This window comes from Bacillus sp. FSL H7-0578 (genome assembly GCF_038630855.1).
Lineage (GTDB): Bacteria > Bacillota > Bacilli > Bacillales > Bacillaceae > Bacillus > Bacillus safensis.
In genome coordinates, this window is the sequence record NZ_CP152045.1 from 1700508 (window position 1) to 1717118 (window position 16611).

A 16611-nucleotide genomic window follows, 5' to 3' on the forward strand; every position below is an offset into this window, starting at 1 on the left:
AGTCTGATGAAAACATTACATAGTAAGGAGAAAAGAACGGAGGAAGCGCGATGCATACAGTATGGAAAGGCGGCATTAGTTTCGGATTGGTCAATATTCCAGTCAAGCTGTTTACCGCTACAGAGAACAAAGACATTAAATTAAGACAGCTGCATAAAGAGTGTCACACGCCCATTAACTACAAGAAAGTATGTGCCAATTGCGGTGAAGAGGTAGCGCCGGAACAAATCGTCAAGGCGTATGAATATGCGAAAAATAAATTTATTGAATTGGACGATGAAGAGCTGGAAAAACTGCGAAAAGAAAATGAAGAAAAAGCCGTTGAAATCATTGATTTTGTGAAGATTGAAGAGATTGATCCCATCTATTATGAAAGAAGTTACTTCTTATCACCGGATACTGGCGGAGCAAAGGCTTATTCATTATTAAGAAAAGCTTTAGAGGAATCGGGAAAAATTGGTGTCGCAAAAATTATGATCCGCTCAAAGGAGCAATTAGCGATCGTTAGGTGCTATGAACATATTTTGCTTATGGAAACCATTCATTTCCCTGACGAAATTAGACAAGTATCAGATGTACCGAATATCCCCCAAGAGGAGAACATTGTAAAGAAAGAGTTAGATACAGCGCTCCTTTTAATCGAGCAGCTGACCACGACATTCGATCCAGCGGCATATCAAGATGAATACAGAGAACAGCTGATGAATTTAATTGGCGATAAAATATCTGGAGAACATACCGTTCAGCCAGAAACGACAGGCAAAAAAGATCCTGCAGCCAATGTGACAGATTTAATGGCCGCACTACAGGCTTCGATCGACCGATCAAAACCAGCCAAACCGAAAAAAGCAGCACCTAAGAAAAGAAAAACACCAGCGAAAAAAGAAAAGAATGCATAAAAAAGACCGCTGACAAGCGGTCTTATTGCGGCTTTAACACATCCTGAATCGTCCCGTCTTTTCGGTGAATGACAACAGATGTTCCTTTATTAGCTGAAATCTCCTTGGCCCGGTCAATTGCTTCTTGTTTTGTTTCTTTGACCTCACTTGCTCGTTTCGCTTTCTCTGTTTGAACCGCCCAGCCTTCCTCGTGTTTCACAACATGCTGCGCCTGATCCATGAGCTCTGGTCTTGCGGAGCTGCTGTTCTCAGAAGGTTTGACAGAACCATGAGAGGAGAAATTTTCTACCTCTTTCTCCGTTGCGTTCTTTTTCCACTCTTTCGCTTGACTGATTGCAATTGGAATGGCTCTATTTTCCTCATAGCCTTCCTGAATCATTTTATTGGCAATCTCAAGCGCTTTTTTTCGAATGACGTTGTCTAATGATTGAAATGAAGCTGGATAATCGTTCATCGTCCAAGGCATAAGAAACGCTCCTTTCTTTTATTTGAACACCTTCCCCCATCTGTAATGGATCAAACATTCAAGTTCTCTCAATCCAATGTTGGGGATAAAATACATCGTTTTGCTGAGGCAGAATCTCATCAATTCCCGCAGAATAGAAGGTAGAAAAGGAGTGATTTTGATGATGATGAAAGGTTTGTATGAAGCACATTTACCTGTGAGTGATTTGAAGGCATCGATTGCGTTTTATGAAAAATTGGAATTGACACTTGCTCATGAAAATGAACGAGTTGCTTTTTTATGGATTGAGAAAGGAAAAAGCTGGCTTGGCCTGTGGAAAGTAGATATAAACAATTTTCCATACCATCCCTCGACTCGGCACGTTGCCTTTCAAATTACAACGTCCAGTATCGAACAGATCAAGACCTGGCTGATTGAAAGAGGCATCAACATTCACCCAATGTTTGGTTTTTCAGAAGAAAAACAGCCTTTAGTTCTCGATAATCCGCCGCAATTTCATGCAGCGATCTATTTTCTTGACCCAGATGAGAATCTGCTCGAATGCATTGCGCCGCTTGAACTTGATACAGCAGAAGACTACGATATCATGACATATGAGGACTGGGATCGAAAGAAAAATCCGTTTATTGATTGACAAAATCACTCATTGTAACTATAGTGATTACAACGGTGGTGAAAGATTGTGAAACAAATTAGCAGCAGGTATCCGATTGCTGTTCATATTGTGTCATTTATTGCAGGTGTTCCAAAAGAGTGTACAGGTGATTTTATTGCAGAGAGCGTGAATTCAAATCCTGCCATTGTTCGAAAAATGATGGCAATGCTCAAACGGGCGGGTCTCATTGAAATTCGCCGCGGAGTAGGCGGTGCTTATTTAAAAAGACCGGCTGAGGACATCACACTCTTAGATGTGTACCGTGCTGTGGATGTAAGCGAGGATGAAGAATTATTTAACTTTCATCAGCCCGTCATCGCATGCCCGATTGGTCAAGCGATGGATACGAGACTGCGGCATGAACTAAAAGAAGCACAAGCTGCACTTGAGAATCACCTAAAGCAAGTGACAATTCAGCAATTATTAACAGAGGCGGAATAAAAAAGCTCGTACATCAGAGCTTTTTTATACCTTTGTTGTAACCATTTTGATTATAACGAATGCCATCACCGTTGAACGAAAAATGAGGAGGTCAAACAAATGAAGTTATTAGTAACAGGCGCAACAGGACAACTCGGATCGCTCGTCATCAAGCATTTGCTCACAAAAGTACCGGCTGAACAAATTGCAGTCAGTGTTCGAAATCCGCAAAAAGCCGCACATTTGAAAGAGGCTGGAGTGGATGTACGCCAAGGAGACTTTACTCAGCCAGACACCCTGGCATCAGCATTTGAGGGCATTGACCGTCTGTTGATCATTTCAACAGCTGATGGAGACCGCGTCGAGCAGCATAAAGTAGCAATTGAAGCGGCGAAAGCAGCAAATGTGAGGTTTATTGCTTATACAAGTGTTGTCAATGCAAGAGAGAGTCAGCTTATCCTTGCAAATGACCATGCTAAAACAGAAGAAGCCATTTTGGCCTCTGGCATTCCTCATGTATTTTTAAGAAACAACTGGTATGTTGAAAACGAAAAAGATACGATTCTGGCGTCAGTCAGCGGCGCACCATTTTTAAGCCCTATTGGCGAAGGAAAGGTTGGCTGGGCAACAAGAAATGACTACGCAGAAGCGGCAGCAAATGCGTTAACACTTGCCGTACATGATCAGGAGATATATGAACTGTCAGGACCGCTTCGGACGCATAGTGAACTTGCACAAATTGTTAGTAAGGTAAGTGGAAAAGAAATCAAAGTAGAAAAAATAGATGTAGACACATTTGGAGAATTTTTAGCTTCAAATGGTGTACCAAAAGAAGCAGTGCCATTTGTCAAAGCCATTCAAAGCGGCATTCGCGATGGTGCTTTAGCTGTTGAAAGCCAAGATTTCGAAACATTACTAGGCCGTCCGTTAACACCTATTGAAGAAAGAATTCGAGAATTGATTTCAAAATAAACATCAAAAACGCCCTATGAAAAGGGCGTTTTTTTCATTTAGTCACACGAACCATAAGGTCAAATTTTAGACAAATCACTTCGTTGAAATTTCAGAAATTTGGGATTAAAATGAAATTAAGGCCAGTTATTTAGTCATCAGATGACCAGAATGATGAATCAAAATGCAGCAATAGAAGGGAAGTTCGCCGATGAAAGTCCATTTATTCGTTACTTGTTTAATTGACACGATGCAGCCAAATGTAGGAAAGGCGACAGTGGAAGTATTGGAAAGACTCGGTGTTGAAGTGGAATTTCCAGAAACACAAGTGTGCTGCGGGCAGCCAGCCTTTAACAGCGGCTATACAAAAGAGGCAATCAAAGCAGCGAAAAACATGATCAAAGCCTTTGAATCAGCTGAATATGTTGTGACACCATCAGGTTCGTGCAAGGCGATGTTTTTAGAATACCCTCATCTTTTAAGAGAAGACCGAGTGTGGTCGGCCAAGGCTGAGGCACTTGCCGCAAAAACATATGAATTAACAGAGTTTATTGTTGATATATTACACATGACAGATGTAGGCGCGAGCCTGAAAGGAAACGCAACCTATCACACCTCTTGTCATATGACGAGACTGCTGCGCATTAAGGAGGCACCTTTTACCCTATTGTCAAATGTCAAAGATTTGACGATGAAACCATTGCCCCGCGCAGAAAATTGCTGCGGATTTGGAGGAACCTTTTCAGTGAAAATGACCCCTATTTCTGAGCAGATGGTTGATGAAAAAGTACAAAGCATAGAGGAGACAGGCGCCGAATATATCATTGGTGCTGACTGCGGGTGTCTGCTGAACATTGGCGGGAGGCTGAACCGTCTTGATAAACCCATTCAGGTCATGCACATCGCAGAAGTATTAAACAGCCGCGGACTTTAAGAGGAGGAACGGCACATGAGTATGAAAATTGGAGAAAAGGCCTTTAAAGAACGGATCGGGGATGGCTTAGAAGACGCTGTCATGAGAGGTGCTGTCTCCTCAGCACAGGAACGCCTGTATAAAAGAAGGCTGACTGCAAGCGAGGAGCTTGGCAATTGGGAAAAGTGGCGTGAGCTTGGCGAGGAAATCAGGCAGCATACGCTGACGCATCTTGATGATTACTTATATCAATTAAGTGAAAGTGTAAGTGCACGCGGAGGTCATGTCTTTTTTGCGAAAACAAAGGAAGAGGCATCAGCATATATTCAAAACGTGGCACAGAAGAAAGCAGGCAAAAAGGTCGTCAAATCAAAATCAATGGTCACAGAAGAAATCGAGATGAATCAAGCGCTTGAAGAGATCGGCTGTGAGGTGGTCGAAAGCGATCTTGGCGAATATATTCTGCAAGTGGATGACCATGAACCGCCTTCACATATTGTGGCACCCGCCCTTCATATGACGAAAGAACAAATACGGGAAGTATTTCATGAAAGGCTTGGGTATGAGATGTCAGACACACCTGAAGAAATGACGAGTTTTGTGAGAGCCCTCTTGCGTGAAAAATTCCTCGAAGCTGATATTGGTGTGACCGGCTGTAATTTTGCAGTGGCCAACACAGGGTCCATCTGCCTTGTGACAAATGAAGGGAATGCGGATCTTGTCACGGCTATACCGAAGACGCATATTGCCGTTATGGGAATGGAGCGGCTTGTTCCAACAATGGAGGAACTGGATGTCCTTGTGGGTCTTTTGTGCAGGAGCGCAGTCGGTCAAAAATTAACTAGTTATATTTCTGTCGTGGGACCAAAAGGAGAAGGAGAACTAGATGGACCAGAAGAATTTCACTTGGTCATTGTGGACAATGGGCGGTCAAATATATTAGGAACGGCCTTTCAGCCTGTTCTCCAATGTATCCGGTGCGCAGCCTGCATCAATGTATGCCCGGTTTACCGGCATGTTGGCGGACATTCGTACGGTTCGATTTATCCGGGGCCAATCGGAGCTGTTCTTTCGCCGCTTCTTGGCGGCTATGATGACTATAAAGAGCTCCCCTTTGCATCAAGTCTGTGCGCAGCCTGCACGGATGCTTGTCCAGTGAAGATTCCGCTTCACGAGTTATTGATTAAACATAGACAGGTGATCGTAGAAAAAGAGGGCAGAGCGCCTAAAGCTGAAATGATGGCGATGAAAATGTTTGGTATGGGGGCATCGTCTCCCGGAATGTATCAATTTGGAACAAAAGCAGCCCCTGCGCTCTTGAATCGTATGGCTTCAAACGGACAAATTTCAAAAGGGATAGGCCCTTTAAAGAATTGGACAGATATTCGTGACCTGCCAGTTCCAAGTAAAGAAAGATTCAGGGATTGGTTTAAAAAGAGACAAAGGGAGGAGAAGTGATGAAGGGGACCATATCTCACCGAGAGTCGTTTCTATCTCATATCCAGCAGCAATTAGGCAAAAACTCCTCCCCAACTGCAGCAATTCAGCGTCCGGAATGGAGGCATCAAGTCCAGTGGGAAACAAACGGAAGTTTGTCTAAAGAAGAGCTAGTCGAGCAATTGAAAAAGCAATGTCAGCAAATTCACACAAGAGTGGTCGAAACAACACCGGAGGAAGCGCCCTCTGTATTACGATTATTGATAACAGAATATGGTGAGGGTGCTGTGATGACATCGCGTGATCGGCGTTTTGAACAATATGGTTTCCTCCCTATGTTTGACAGCTTGCAACAGGAAGGAATCTCCATCACCAGCTGGAATACAGATGCATCAAGAGAAGAAAAATTAAGGCAGGCAGAACAAGCGAAATATGCAGTTGTGTTCAGTGATTATACCCTTGCAGAATCAGGTACAGTTGTCCTTTCATCCCACCAAGGTCAAGGAAGAGCGCTGCATTTTTTACCGATGATGTATATCGTGTGTATAGAGAAAAGCTCAATTGTTCCGCGGATGATTCAGGCTGTTTCGGCTCTCAATCGCTCAGTAGAAGAGGGGGAGCAGGCGAAAGGCGCCATCCATTTTATATCAGGTCCAAGTAATTCTGCCGATATTGAAATGAATTTAGTGGTGGGGGTTCATGGCCCAGTTCAGGCCGTTTATCTGTTAATAGATGATGAATGAAGGCTTTCGTCATGAAAGCTTTTTTTCATCCAGAAAGCTCGCGCCAGTTTTAAAAAATCATCTTGCCACTAGGTGAATGGACATAGTAAGATGACGACATACAAGATGAACTGCTCATCTACTGCTGATGTAAAGGAAGCTGCTAATGGAAATGAAGACAACTGCTCAAACGAAATCAATTGCACTACCGCTTGTGATTTCAATTATTGCCATTTCGTTTTCTGCAATTATTGTGAAATGGTCAAATGCACCTGCTGCTATTTTAAGTATGTATCGAATGATCTTTGCGGCGGCTCTCATGCTGCCGTTTATCCTACCTAGAAAAAAAGAATTTCTCTCGATAAAGCGAAGAGACTGGTTTTTCTTATGTATGTCAGGCTTCTTTTTAGGGCTCCATTTTGTGTTGTGGTTTGGCTCACTGAAACTGACGACAGTGGCAAGCTCTACCATTATTATCGCCCTTCAGCCGATGGTCTCCTTATTAGGCGGATTCCTCATTTTCCGTGAACGAACAACAATGTCTGCTCTATTGACGATGTGTGCAGCGATTGTTGGTGCCCTCATGATAGGCTGGGGAGATATTGGTCATAGCAAGGAAGCCATCTTAGGAGATATTTTATCCTTTTTGAGTGTGATTGCTGTTGTTTGTTATTTGTTAATAGGCCAACAGGCTGTAAGAAAAATATCTCATTGGATTTATAGTTTTTGTGTATTTGGTTTTGCCGGTCTTTTTTTAATTTTATTCAACCTGCTTCAGCAAACCCCTTTCACAGGCTATCCGGGTAAAGAGTGGGGAATCTTTTTATTGCTCGCCATCATTCCCACCATGTCTCATGTCATTAATAATTGGCTTTTAACCTATGTGAATGCGACAACCATTTCAATGAGTATTCTTGGTGAACCTGTTGGGGCAACGATCCTTGCTGTATGGCTGCTTGGAGAGAAAGTCACTCTGCTTCAAATGCTTGGCGGCCTGCTTGTTCTTTTAGGCGTCTTTTTCTTTTTGATGCAGCAGCGTCAAGGAATCGTGATGAAAACAAAAAAATCCGGTTAACTTCCGGATTTTTTACTCTTTTAAATCGTTTTTTTCAATCACTTTGTTTAATCTTGCCTCGATTTTTTTCAATTCCATTCGTTTTCTTCTGATCATGCGAAACGCGATGACAATGATTGTCACAATAAAGGCAATGAATAGAAGAGAGAACATTTGAAATAGAAGATCTCCCATGTTGAATGCCATATCCTCTCTATTAGACATACGTAAAACCTCCTTTTCTATCTATATATTACCATAATCATTAAAAGATTGAGATTTATCCATAATTTATCTATAATAGGTAAAATATCACTCATTAAAGGAGAACCAATATGAGAACTTTAGTCCTTTTACGAGGTCTCCCAGGCGTAGGTAAATCAACATGGATCAAAGAACAAGGCTTAGAGCCTTACACTTTATCAGCGGATCAAATCCGGCTGTTAACGCAGCCGCCGCAGCTATCAGTCAATGGGAAACTAGAAATTTCAAGCAAGCATGACCACAAAGTTTGGTCTTTATTATTCGATCTACTCACGGCCCGTATGGAACGCGGAGACTTTACTGTGATTGATGCGACACATATTTCAAGTAAATCGATTTCTCAATATAAGTCTTTAGCGACTTCGTATCGTTACAGGGTATATGTCGTCGATTTCACGCAGGTGCCCCTTGAAACAGCTCTTTTGCAAAATCGCTCACGTGAATCTCACAAAGTGGTGCGGGAATCTGTTTTGTATCAAATGAACGAGCGGTTAAAAACAGAAAAGGTCCCGTCATGGGTGACTGTTTTGCAGCCGGAGGAATATCCGCAAGTGATGACCTATCAGCCTCGATCCTTTGATCAATATGAGGCCATTCATGTTTTCGGAGATATTCACGGTTGTTACACCGCACTTACCACCTATTTGCAAGGAGACATCAAAGAAAACGAACTTTATATCTTTACAGGGGATTTGCTTGATAGGGGAATAGAAAACAAAGAAGTATTAGATTGGATGCTCGCCCATAGAGAATGCCGGAATGTCATCGTCATTGAAGGCAATCATGATCAGCATTTATACCGGTTTGCACATGGTGAAAAAGTCAGAAGCAATATGTTTAACCGGCATACTGCGCCTGAAATCGAAGCAGCAGACTTTGATTTGAAGGAAGTACGAAAGTTTGTCAGAACCTTTCATCAGCTGACTTATTTTACGTACCATGATCAGACATTTCTTGTTACCCATGGCGGACTTGCTCATTTGCCGGAAGAGCTTCTTCATGTCTCAACACAGCAGCTCATTCACGGCGTAGGAGAATATTCAGATGACATTGATCACTTATTTGTTCAAAACACAGCTGGGCTGGATATCATCCAAATTCACGGGCATCGCAATTTATACAGACTGCCTATTCACGCAGCGGAAAGATCTTATAACCTAGAAGGCCAGGTTGAATTTGGGGGGCAGCTGCGGGTGTTAAAAATCACAGCTGAGGGGATTGAGACTCATGAAATTGACAATCCAGTCTACAGAGCCTCTGAGAAAAAACAATTGGCTGCTGTTCAATCAGATATTTCACTGGATGATTTTTTAGCTCATTTAGATCAGCATGAATACGTTCAGGAATTAAAGCTTCCACACCATATTTCATCTTTTAATTTTACGAAAAAGGCTTTTAGTGAACGTCAGTGGGATGATGTGAATGTGAAGGCAAGAGGTTTGTTTGTCAATATGGTTTCAAAGCAGATTGTGTCTAGAAGCTATAATAAATTTTTTAACATTGATGAGCGTCCGGAGACAAGAATGCAGCATTTAGTGAACCATCTTCAATTCCCTGTCGCCGTATATGATAAAGCAAATGGATACTTAGGAACTGTTGGGTATAACGAAATGGAAGATGAATTGGTGTTTACGTCCAAATCGTATACATCACATGTGAAACAAAATCAGCATGCTTCCTGGGTCGAAGAGCTATTTTATAAAACCTTCAGTGATGTCCAGGCTGACTACATCAAATCATACGTCCGTGACCACCATGTATCTCTTGTGTTTGAAGTCATTTTGCCAGAAAAAGATCCGCATATTATCACATATGAACAAGATCAACTCATTTTACTCGATATAGTGAAGCGGCAGTTAAGCTATGAAAAAGCACCATTCGCTGAAGTGAAAAGATTAAGTGAACAGCTGGGAATATCCTGTAAGCAGGAAGTGGCTGTTTTCCATGATTGGACGTCTTTTTATAAATGGTATCAGGCGGTCTCTCATGATGACACAATAAAAGAAGAGGGATATGTCATTGAGGATGCTCGCGGCTTTATGACCAAACTCAAGCTTCCTTATTATCAATTCTGGAAGCAGATGCGCGGGATGAAGCAGCGCGTTGCAGAGAAGCGTTCCTCGCAAAAATTTATGCAGGCGTTGCAGACAGCGGAGCAAGCTAGGTTCTATACGTGGCTTCTTGAGCAAGAAGCAGATCATGTGAGGAATAGCACAATTATTGAACTGCGGTCACAATTTGAACAAAGCGGTACTGCCCAATTGAATAATGGTGGGATAAATGCATAGTCTAACAAAGAGTCTTTTCTAAGGAAAAGGCTTTTTTTGATGCAATTGAAAGGTGGACACTTGCATGCCTGACCATATTGAAGTCATTCTTCGGACGATGTTTGCTTTTGCAATTTTATTTGGAGGAGCACGTCTTTTAGGAAAACAAACCATTGCGCAAATGAATATTTTTGATTTTATAGCAGCCATCAGCTTAGGTTCAATTGCAGCGAACCTGGCGTTTAATACAACGCTCCCGCTTCAGCACACAACGATTTCCTTTGTGTCACTTGTCATGATTATTTATGTGATTTCCCTGCTTGCATTAAGAAGCCGGAAGATGAGAGGGTTTATGGCTGGTAAACCAACCCTTGTCATACAAAATGGAAAAATTCTTGAAGGAAATATGAAAGGGATGAGATATACCCTTGATTATTTAAATCAACAGCTGAGAGAAAAAGACATCTTTGATATTAGCGAAGTTGAATTTGCGATGATTGAAACAGATGGGCATATGTCAGTGAAAAAATACCCTTCGTTTGAAAAAGTCACGCGGAAAGACCTACATTTATTCATGGAGGCAGAGCGTTACATGCCGATTGAAGTCATCATGGACGGGAAACTCATCCAAAAGAACATACAAGAAAATCAATTAACAGAGCAATGGATAGAAGAAGAGCTTAAAAAAAGGCAGCTGTCCTTAAAGGACATTGTTTATGCTGTTCGTTCAAGTAATGGAAACTTATATATTGATACATATGACGACCATATTCATTCTCCAATCGATCAGGAATGAATGTGTAGTGCTGATGACACCTGTGTGACACACATTTGACAATCTTTATAAGTCCTTTGGGTGTCATACGACTAGGTAGCATTTCTCAATTATTATTATTTTCAGAAAATGTGATGACGGATTAAAATAAGTATGTTTAAGTATAAATAGATGGAATTAAAATATTAATATAATATACCGAAAGCGGAATGAACGTTCATTCCTATATTTTTATAAGGAGGGGATGAAATGCCAGCAGTGACTGATAAACAAGAACAGATCATGAAGGCTTCGCTGGAACTATTTATTGAACGAGGCTTTGACGGCACCACAATGCCGATGATTTCAAAAAGAGCAAACGTCGGAGCGGGCACCATTTACCGTTATTTCGACAGCAAGGAGGCGCTCGTCAATATTTTGTACCAGCGCAGTCTCTCAGCATTTATCGAAAAAATGAACACAAACAGTCCAGATCCAAAGTTAAGTATCCGGGCGTACTTTAAGCATGTATTTTATTGCTTGGTTTTATTTACAAAGGAGAATCCAAGCGGGCTGTATTTCTTAGAGATTGATAAACGGTCTCATTACTTAGACGAGACGAGCAAAGAGAAAATGCAGCATTTGTTACATGAGCTTTTCCTTATCTTTGAAGAAGGGAAAAAGGATGGAATTCATCCAAATCTCTCAGGCAGAACCATTTTATCTATTGTATTTGGTGCCTTCGTGCAGCTGCATAAACAAATTCTTGCAGAAGAAATAGAGCCAACGATTGATTTTTTAGAGGATATTGAGCAATGTTTATGGCGCGCCATCAGCGTTGCATCTTAAAGAGATAAAGGGAGTGGGCATATGAAGCAACCATCAATCATTCCAAAACCAAAAACATACGGACCTTTTAAAAATATTCCCCATATAAAAAAAGGAGAGCTTTCTCAAACCTTTTGGCGGCTGGCAGATGAATTAGGACCGATCTTTCAGTTTGAATTTTCAAATGCAACAAGTATTTTTGTTTCCAGCCATGAACTTGTCAAAGAAGTATGTGACGAGAGCCGTTTTGATAAATATATTGGGACTAGTCTGAGTAAAGTTAGAGCATTTTCAGGGGATGGACTATTTACAAGCTGGACAGAAGAACCGAACTGGAGAAAGGCTCATCAAATTTTGATGCCTGCATTCAGCCAGCAGGCCATGAAGGGCTATCATGAAATGATGCTCGATATTGCCACACAGCTTGTGCAAAAATGGCAAAGAACAGGCCGCGATGAAGAAATTGAAGTAGCTGAGGATATGACAAAGCTGACTTTAGATACAATCGGCCTTTGCGGTTTTGATTTTCGCTTTAACAGCTTTTATAAAGAAAATCAGCATCCGTTCATCGACAGCATGCTGAAAGGTTTAAATGAAGCAATGGAGCAGTCGAGCCGATTGCCAATTGCAGATAAACTGATGATCAAAAGAAGAAAAGAATTTGACCAGCATGTCGATTTTATGAAGAAATTAGTAGATGACATTATTCAGGAACGAAGAAAACAAGATAAAACGGGCGATGATTTACTGTCTCTTATGCTGCATGCAGAGGACCCTGAAACAGGTGAACGTTTATCCGATGAAAATATCCGTTATCAAATCATCACCTTCTTAATTGCAGGACATGAAACAACAAGCGGGCTGCTATCATTTGCGATTTATTTCTTACTGAAGAATCCAGAGAAATTAAAGAAAGCCGTCCAGGAAGCAGATGAGGTGCTGCAGGGCGGGCTTCCGGCATTTAAACAGGTGCAAAAGCTAAGCTACACTCGTATGGTGTTAAATGAAGCTCTCCGCCTCTGGCCAACAGCGCCTACGTTCTCTCTTTATGCGAAAGAGGACACAGTAATCGGGGGGAAATATCCGATTCAAAAGAATCAAAGTGTCTCTGTTCTGCTCCCTAAACTACACCGTGATCAAGCGGTATGGGGAGAGGATGCAGAAGACTTTAAACCAGAGCGGTTTATGCACCCTGAGAAAATTCCGCAGCATGCCTATAAACCGTTCGGAAATGGCCAGCGTGCATGTATCGGTATGCAGTTCGCCCTGCATGAAGCTACGATGGTTCTCGCGATGGTTCTGCACAATTTAGAGTTAATTGATCACACATCTTATGAGCTAGATTTAAAAGAATCTCTCACAATTAAACCTAACGATTTTAAAATCAAAGTGCGGCCAAGGAAGCAGCAATTCTTTATGGCACCACCGAAGGAAGAACCGAAGAAAAACACCAATTCTAGTGAGTCAAAAGTGGCGAGTCACGGTACACCGCTGCTAGTTTTGTACGGATCAAATCTTGGCACAGCAAAGCAAATAGCGAACGAATTGGCTGAAGACGGGAAAGCAAAAGGGTTTGATGTGACCACTGCACCGCTTGATGACTTTACACGCCAATTGCCAGATACAGGTGCTGTCCTCATCGTGACCGCTTCATACAACGGACATCCACCTGACAATGCGAAGCAATTTGTGGATTGGCTGGCGCAGGATGAGGAGCAGGATTTATCAAACGTGATATTTGCGGTCTTTGGATGCGGAGATCGAAATTGGGCGAGTACGTACCAGCGTATTCCTCGTCTGATTGATGAAGCACTTGAAAGAAAAGGGGCGAAGCGTGTAACGGATATAGGTGAAGGCGATGCAGGCGGTGATATGGATGAGGATAAAGAAATCTTCCAGAAAACTGTCTTCGAACAGCTTGCAAAAGAATTTAAGCTCACCTTCAAAGAAAAAGGTAAGGAAAAACCAAACCTATCATTTGCTTATACTAATGAGCTAGTGGAACGTCCTGTAGCTAAAATATATGATGCCTTTTCAGCTGTTGTATTGAAAAATGAAGAATTACAATCAGAAAAAAGCACACGGCAGACAAGACATATTGAATTAAAATTACCTGCTGGAAAAGCATACAAAGAAGGGGATCATATTGGGATTGTACCGAAAAATAGTGATGCACTCGTTCAGCGTGTGACCCGCCGCTTTAAACTAGATCCTGAGCAGCACATTAAGCTTTCATCTGAGAAAGAGGCAAGTCATTTACCATTAGATCAGCCGATTCCAATCAAAGAATTACTTGCCTCGCATGTTGAGCTTCAAGAGCCTGCAACACGTACACAGTTAAGAGAGCTCGCAGCACATACTGTATGTCCGCCTCACCGCGTGGAGCTTGAACAAATGGCTGGTGAAGCATATCAAGAAGCCATCTTAAAGAAACGAGTAACCATGCTGGATTTATTAGATCAATATGAAGCGTGTGAGCTGCCGTTTGTGCACTTTTTGGCGCTTTTACCAGGTTTGAAGCCGCGTTATTACTCGATTTCTAGCTCGCCAAAGGTAGATGAAGAAAAAGTCAGTATCACAGTGGCGGTTGTCAAAGGTAAAGCATGGAGCGGAAGCGGAGAATATGCCGGAGTCGCATCAACCTATTTATGTGGTTTGAAAGAAGGGGAAGAAGTAGCCTGCTTCCTGCATGAAGCGCAAGACGGATTCCAGCTGCCCCCTTCATCAGACATACCGATGATTATGATTGGACCAGGTACAGGAATCGCTCCATTTAGAGGATTTGTTCAGGCAAGAGAAGTGTGGCAGAAGGAAGGGAAGCAGCTAGGCGAAGCCCACCTATATTTTGGCTGCCGTCACCCTCAGGAAGATGATCTGTATTATGATGAAATGCAGCTTGCAGCGCAAAACGGAGTTGTCCATATCCATCGCGCTTATTCTCGTTACGATGAGCAAAAAGTATATGTCCAGCATTTGTTGAAAGAAGACGGCGGCATGCTGATTGAATTGCTTGATCAAGGTGCTTATCTGTACGTGTGCGGAGACGGAAAAGTCATGGCCCCAGATGTAGAGGCTACACTGATCGATCTTTATCAAAACGAGAAACAATGCTCGAGAGAAGCAGCTGAAAATTGGCTGACAACCCTCGCAAATGACAATAGATATGTAAAAGATGTGTGGAGCTGACAAAGAGGAAAGACCGCCTATTAGGCGGTTTTTTTTGTTCTCATAGAAAGAGATCGATAGAATGAAGATTGGGAAGATACAAAACACCTAATTTGGAAATGAAATATTTTGTAAAAAATAAGAATATTCTCTCATTTACTCCAATATGAAACAATCGTATGATTTTTGATATAGGACATAAAGGAGGAATATGATGAAAAAGGTGAAAATGTTACTCCCTTCTCTTCTCGTTTTTGGTGCTTTAAGTGTGCCTAGTTTTGCCCATGCCGCATCGGATTCAGTACTAACGTCTGATTATGACATGGTGACTTCTGATGGTAAAGTGATTTCTTCAAGTGATTTCCACAATGATACGAAAGCCCCCTCATCCTTTGACAAAGTGGATGATCTTTCTTCTACTGTTGGCGAAAAAGTAAAACCACTATCAAAATATTTAAAAGATTTTCAAACGAAAGTCGTCATTGGAGACGATGGTAGAACCAAAGTAGCAAATACAAGAGTGGCACCATACAATTCGATTGCTTATATTACATTTGGCGGCTCAAGCTGTACGGGAACACTCATTGCTCCTAACAAAATTTTGACAAACGGACACTGCGTATATAATACGGCATCGAGAAGCTATAGTGAGAAAGGGACTGTATATCCTGGTATGAATGATAGTACTGCGGTGAATGGTTCAGCAAAAATGACTGAGTTCTATGTGCCAAGCGGATATATTAATACTGGAGCAAGCCAATATGACTTTGCCGTGATCAAAACCGATACGAACATTGGCAATACGGTCGGCTACCGATCAATCCGCCAGGTGACAAACTTGACTGGGACAACCATTAAAATCTCAGGATATCCTGGTGATAAAATGAGATCGACTGGCAAGGTGTCACAGTGGGAGATGTCAGGTCCTGTGACGAGAGAAGATACGAATCTAGCGTACTACACGATTGATACATTCAGCGGAAATTCAGGTTCTGCCATGCTGGATCAGAACCAGCAAATCGTTGGAGTTCATAACGCTGGGTATTCAAACGGAACGATAAATGGCGGTCCGAAAGCGACAGCTGCTTTTGTTGAGTTTATAAACTATGCGAAAGCGCAATAAAAAATAGAGCTTGTTTCCTTCATAGGGGACAAGCTTTTTTGTATGAATCGATTTGATAGGATTCATATTTCTAACCTGAGAGATTTGAGATTGAGAGCCTCATCATTTTTTTCTCATGTCATCTGCGCACCACTCATACATTAAAATGACACATTTCCTTTCAGTCAAGATGATGCTTAAGATGGATGAGGAGGGTCACGCGCTTTTGAAGATGAAAAGAGGCTGGATCGCTGCTGTCACCTTATGTTTTGTGATATGGATGGGCACGTTGTTAGGTGGATTTGGAGAGAAGCAGGCAGCAAAAGGGGCTGATCGATATGATCATGTCGTTCAATTTCCAAAGGAAAGGTACCCTGAAACAGGCAGTCATATTCAAGAAGCCATTCGAAAAGGGCATTCAGATGTGTGTACCATTGACCGAAATGGAGCAGATGCCCGCAGGCAAGAATCATTAAAAGGAATTCCGACAAAACCTGGCTTTGACCGGGATGAATGGCCAATGGCGGTTTGTCTTGAGGGAGGAAAAGGCGCAAGCGTTCAATATGTCAGTCCATCTGATAATAGGGGAGCAGGCTCATGGGTCGGACACCAAATCAGCAGGTTTCCTGATGGGAAAAGAATATTATTCATTGTGAAATAAATCGGAAAGAGTCTCCCTAGAGTGGGGGGCTCTTTTGTTTATCATCAGAGCCT

16 protein-coding genes are annotated in these 16611 nt (G+C 42.0%); 14 read left to right on the forward strand and 2 right to left on the reverse strand.

The features are described 5' to 3' along the window. The first annotated feature begins 50 nt into the window (after positions 1-50). Positions 51-899, forward strand: a complete 849-nt coding sequence (locus tag MHB41_RS08605; protein WP_041117494.1) for a Ku protein — start codon at positions 51-53, stop codon at positions 897-899. Between the two features lie 22 nt (positions 900-921). Here MHB41_RS08605 and MHB41_RS08610 read toward each other — a convergent pair whose 3' ends face one another. Beyond that, positions 922-1365, reverse strand: a complete 444-nt coding sequence (locus MHB41_RS08610; protein ID WP_041117496.1) for a DUF2188 domain-containing protein — start codon at positions 1363-1365, stop codon at positions 922-924. A gap of 160 nt (positions 1366-1525) precedes the next feature. On the opposite strand from MHB41_RS08610, the gene MHB41_RS08615 reads away from it, so the two are divergent. The 7 genes from MHB41_RS08615 to MHB41_RS08645 all read left to right on the forward strand — a co-directional run bounded on the left by MHB41_RS08615 (position 1526) and on the right by MHB41_RS08645 (position 7538). Then, entirely contained in the window at positions 1526-1999 is a 474-nt protein-coding gene (locus MHB41_RS08615; RefSeq protein WP_081124435.1) for a glutathione transferase, read from the forward strand. Positions 2000-2047: 48 nt separating this feature from the next. Next, on the forward strand, positions 2048-2461 hold the full coding sequence (locus MHB41_RS08620; protein ID WP_034283385.1) for an Rrf2 family transcriptional regulator: 414 nt from the start codon (positions 2048-2050) through the stop codon (positions 2459-2461). A gap of 99 nt (positions 2462-2560) precedes the next feature. Continuing rightward, on the forward strand, positions 2561-3412 hold the full coding sequence (locus MHB41_RS08625) for an SDR family oxidoreductase (protein WP_061109904.1): 852 nt from the start codon (positions 2561-2563) through the stop codon (positions 3410-3412). 190 nt (positions 3413-3602) lie between these two features. Continuing rightward, positions 3603-4325, forward strand: coding sequence for a (Fe-S)-binding protein (locus tag MHB41_RS08630; RefSeq protein ID WP_061109905.1), 723 nt, complete (start codon positions 3603-3605; stop codon positions 4323-4325). 15 nt (positions 4326-4340) lie between these two features. Further along, positions 4341-5762 (forward strand): LutB/LldF family L-lactate oxidation iron-sulfur protein, encoded by a 1422-nt coding sequence (locus tag MHB41_RS08635; protein ID WP_061109906.1) that lies wholly within the window; start codon positions 4341-4343, stop codon positions 5760-5762. Next, on the forward strand, positions 5762-6484 hold the full coding sequence (locus MHB41_RS08640; RefSeq protein WP_061109907.1) for a lactate utilization protein C: 723 nt from the start codon (positions 5762-5764) through the stop codon (positions 6482-6484). The genes MHB41_RS08635 and MHB41_RS08640 overlap by 1 nt, the downstream gene beginning before the upstream one ends. Before the next feature lie 145 nt (positions 6485-6629). Beyond that, the gene (locus MHB41_RS08645; protein WP_034283398.1) at positions 6630-7538 is read left to right on the forward strand and encodes a DMT family transporter; all 909 of its coding nucleotides are present in this window, start codon (positions 6630-6632) and stop codon (positions 7536-7538) included. Positions 7539-7550: 12 nt separating this feature from the next. On the opposite strand, the gene MHB41_RS08650 is transcribed toward MHB41_RS08645, so the two are convergent. After that, complete coding sequence (locus tag MHB41_RS08650; protein WP_034283400.1) at positions 7551-7742, reverse strand: hypothetical protein; 192 nt, start codon at positions 7740-7742, stop codon at positions 7551-7553. 110 nt (positions 7743-7852) lie between these two features. Here MHB41_RS08650 and MHB41_RS08655 point away from each other — a divergent pair, with 110 nt between their 5' ends. From MHB41_RS08655 to MHB41_RS08680, 6 genes are all read left to right on the forward strand, one after another. Then, a complete protein-coding gene (locus MHB41_RS08655) occupies positions 7853-10069 on the forward strand; it encodes an RNA ligase (RefSeq protein ID WP_061109908.1) in 2217 nt (738 codons plus the stop codon). A gap of 64 nt (positions 10070-10133) precedes the next feature. After that, on the forward strand, positions 10134-10844 hold the full coding sequence (locus tag MHB41_RS08660; protein WP_061109909.1) for a DUF421 domain-containing protein: 711 nt from the start codon (positions 10134-10136) through the stop codon (positions 10842-10844). 228 nt (positions 10845-11072) lie between these two features. Continuing rightward, the gene (locus MHB41_RS08665) at positions 11073-11651 is read left to right on the forward strand and encodes a TetR/AcrR family transcriptional regulator (RefSeq protein ID WP_034283407.1); all 579 of its coding nucleotides are present in this window, start codon (positions 11073-11075) and stop codon (positions 11649-11651) included. Between the two features lie 21 nt (positions 11652-11672). Further along, a complete protein-coding gene (locus MHB41_RS08670; RefSeq protein ID WP_267542752.1) occupies positions 11673-14816 on the forward strand; it encodes a bifunctional cytochrome P450/NADPH--P450 reductase in 3144 nt (1047 codons plus the stop codon). A 193-nt stretch (positions 14817-15009) separates the two neighbouring features. Then, positions 15010-15918 carry a trypsin-like serine protease gene (locus MHB41_RS08675; protein WP_024425124.1) on the forward strand — a complete coding sequence of 303 codons (909 nt, stop codon included), beginning with the start codon at positions 15010-15012 and terminating at the stop codon, positions 15916-15918. A 211-nt stretch (positions 15919-16129) separates the two neighbouring features. Then, positions 16130-16558 (forward strand): NucA/NucB deoxyribonuclease domain-containing protein, encoded by a 429-nt coding sequence (locus tag MHB41_RS08680; RefSeq protein WP_034283541.1) that lies wholly within the window; start codon positions 16130-16132, stop codon positions 16556-16558. The last annotated feature ends 53 nt before the right edge of the window (positions 16559-16611 follow it).

Coding starts and splice junctions, on each gene's coding strand:
- MHB41_RS08605 (WP_041117494.1), top strand. CDS start 51: ATGCATACAGTATGGAAAGGCGGCATTAGTTTCGGATTGGTCAATATT.
- MHB41_RS08615 (WP_081124435.1), top strand. CDS start 1,526: ATGATGATGAAAGGTTTGTATGAAGCACATTTACCTGTGAGTGATTTG.
- MHB41_RS08630 (WP_061109905.1), top strand. CDS start 3,603: ATGAAAGTCCATTTATTCGTTACTTGTTTAATTGACACGATGCAGCCA.
- MHB41_RS08665 (WP_034283407.1), top strand. CDS start 11,073: ATGCCAGCAGTGACTGATAAACAAGAACAGATCATGAAGGCTTCGCTG.
- MHB41_RS08610 (WP_041117496.1), bottom strand. CDS start 1,365: ATGCCTTGGACGATGAACGATTATCCAGCTTCATTTCAATCATTAGAC.
- MHB41_RS08640 (WP_061109907.1), top strand. CDS start 5,762: ATGAAGGGGACCATATCTCACCGAGAGTCGTTTCTATCTCATATCCAG.
- MHB41_RS08625 (WP_061109904.1), top strand. CDS start 2,561: ATGAAGTTATTAGTAACAGGCGCAACAGGACAACTCGGATCGCTCGTC.
- MHB41_RS08660 (WP_061109909.1), top strand. CDS start 10,134: ATGCCTGACCATATTGAAGTCATTCTTCGGACGATGTTTGCTTTTGCA.
- MHB41_RS08680 (WP_034283541.1), top strand. CDS start 16,130: ATGAAAAGAGGCTGGATCGCTGCTGTCACCTTATGTTTTGTGATATGG.
- MHB41_RS08670 (WP_267542752.1), top strand. CDS start 11,673: ATGAAGCAACCATCAATCATTCCAAAACCAAAAACATACGGACCTTTT.
- MHB41_RS08655 (WP_061109908.1), top strand. CDS start 7,853: ATGAGAACTTTAGTCCTTTTACGAGGTCTCCCAGGCGTAGGTAAATCA.
- MHB41_RS08675 (WP_024425124.1), top strand. CDS start 15,010: ATGAAAAAGGTGAAAATGTTACTCCCTTCTCTTCTCGTTTTTGGTGCT.
- MHB41_RS08645 (WP_034283398.1), top strand. CDS start 6,630: ATGGAAATGAAGACAACTGCTCAAACGAAATCAATTGCACTACCGCTT.
- MHB41_RS08635 (WP_061109906.1), top strand. CDS start 4,341: ATGAGTATGAAAATTGGAGAAAAGGCCTTTAAAGAACGGATCGGGGAT.
- MHB41_RS08650 (WP_034283400.1), bottom strand. CDS start 7,742: ATGTCTAATAGAGAGGATATGGCATTCAACATGGGAGATCTTCTATTT.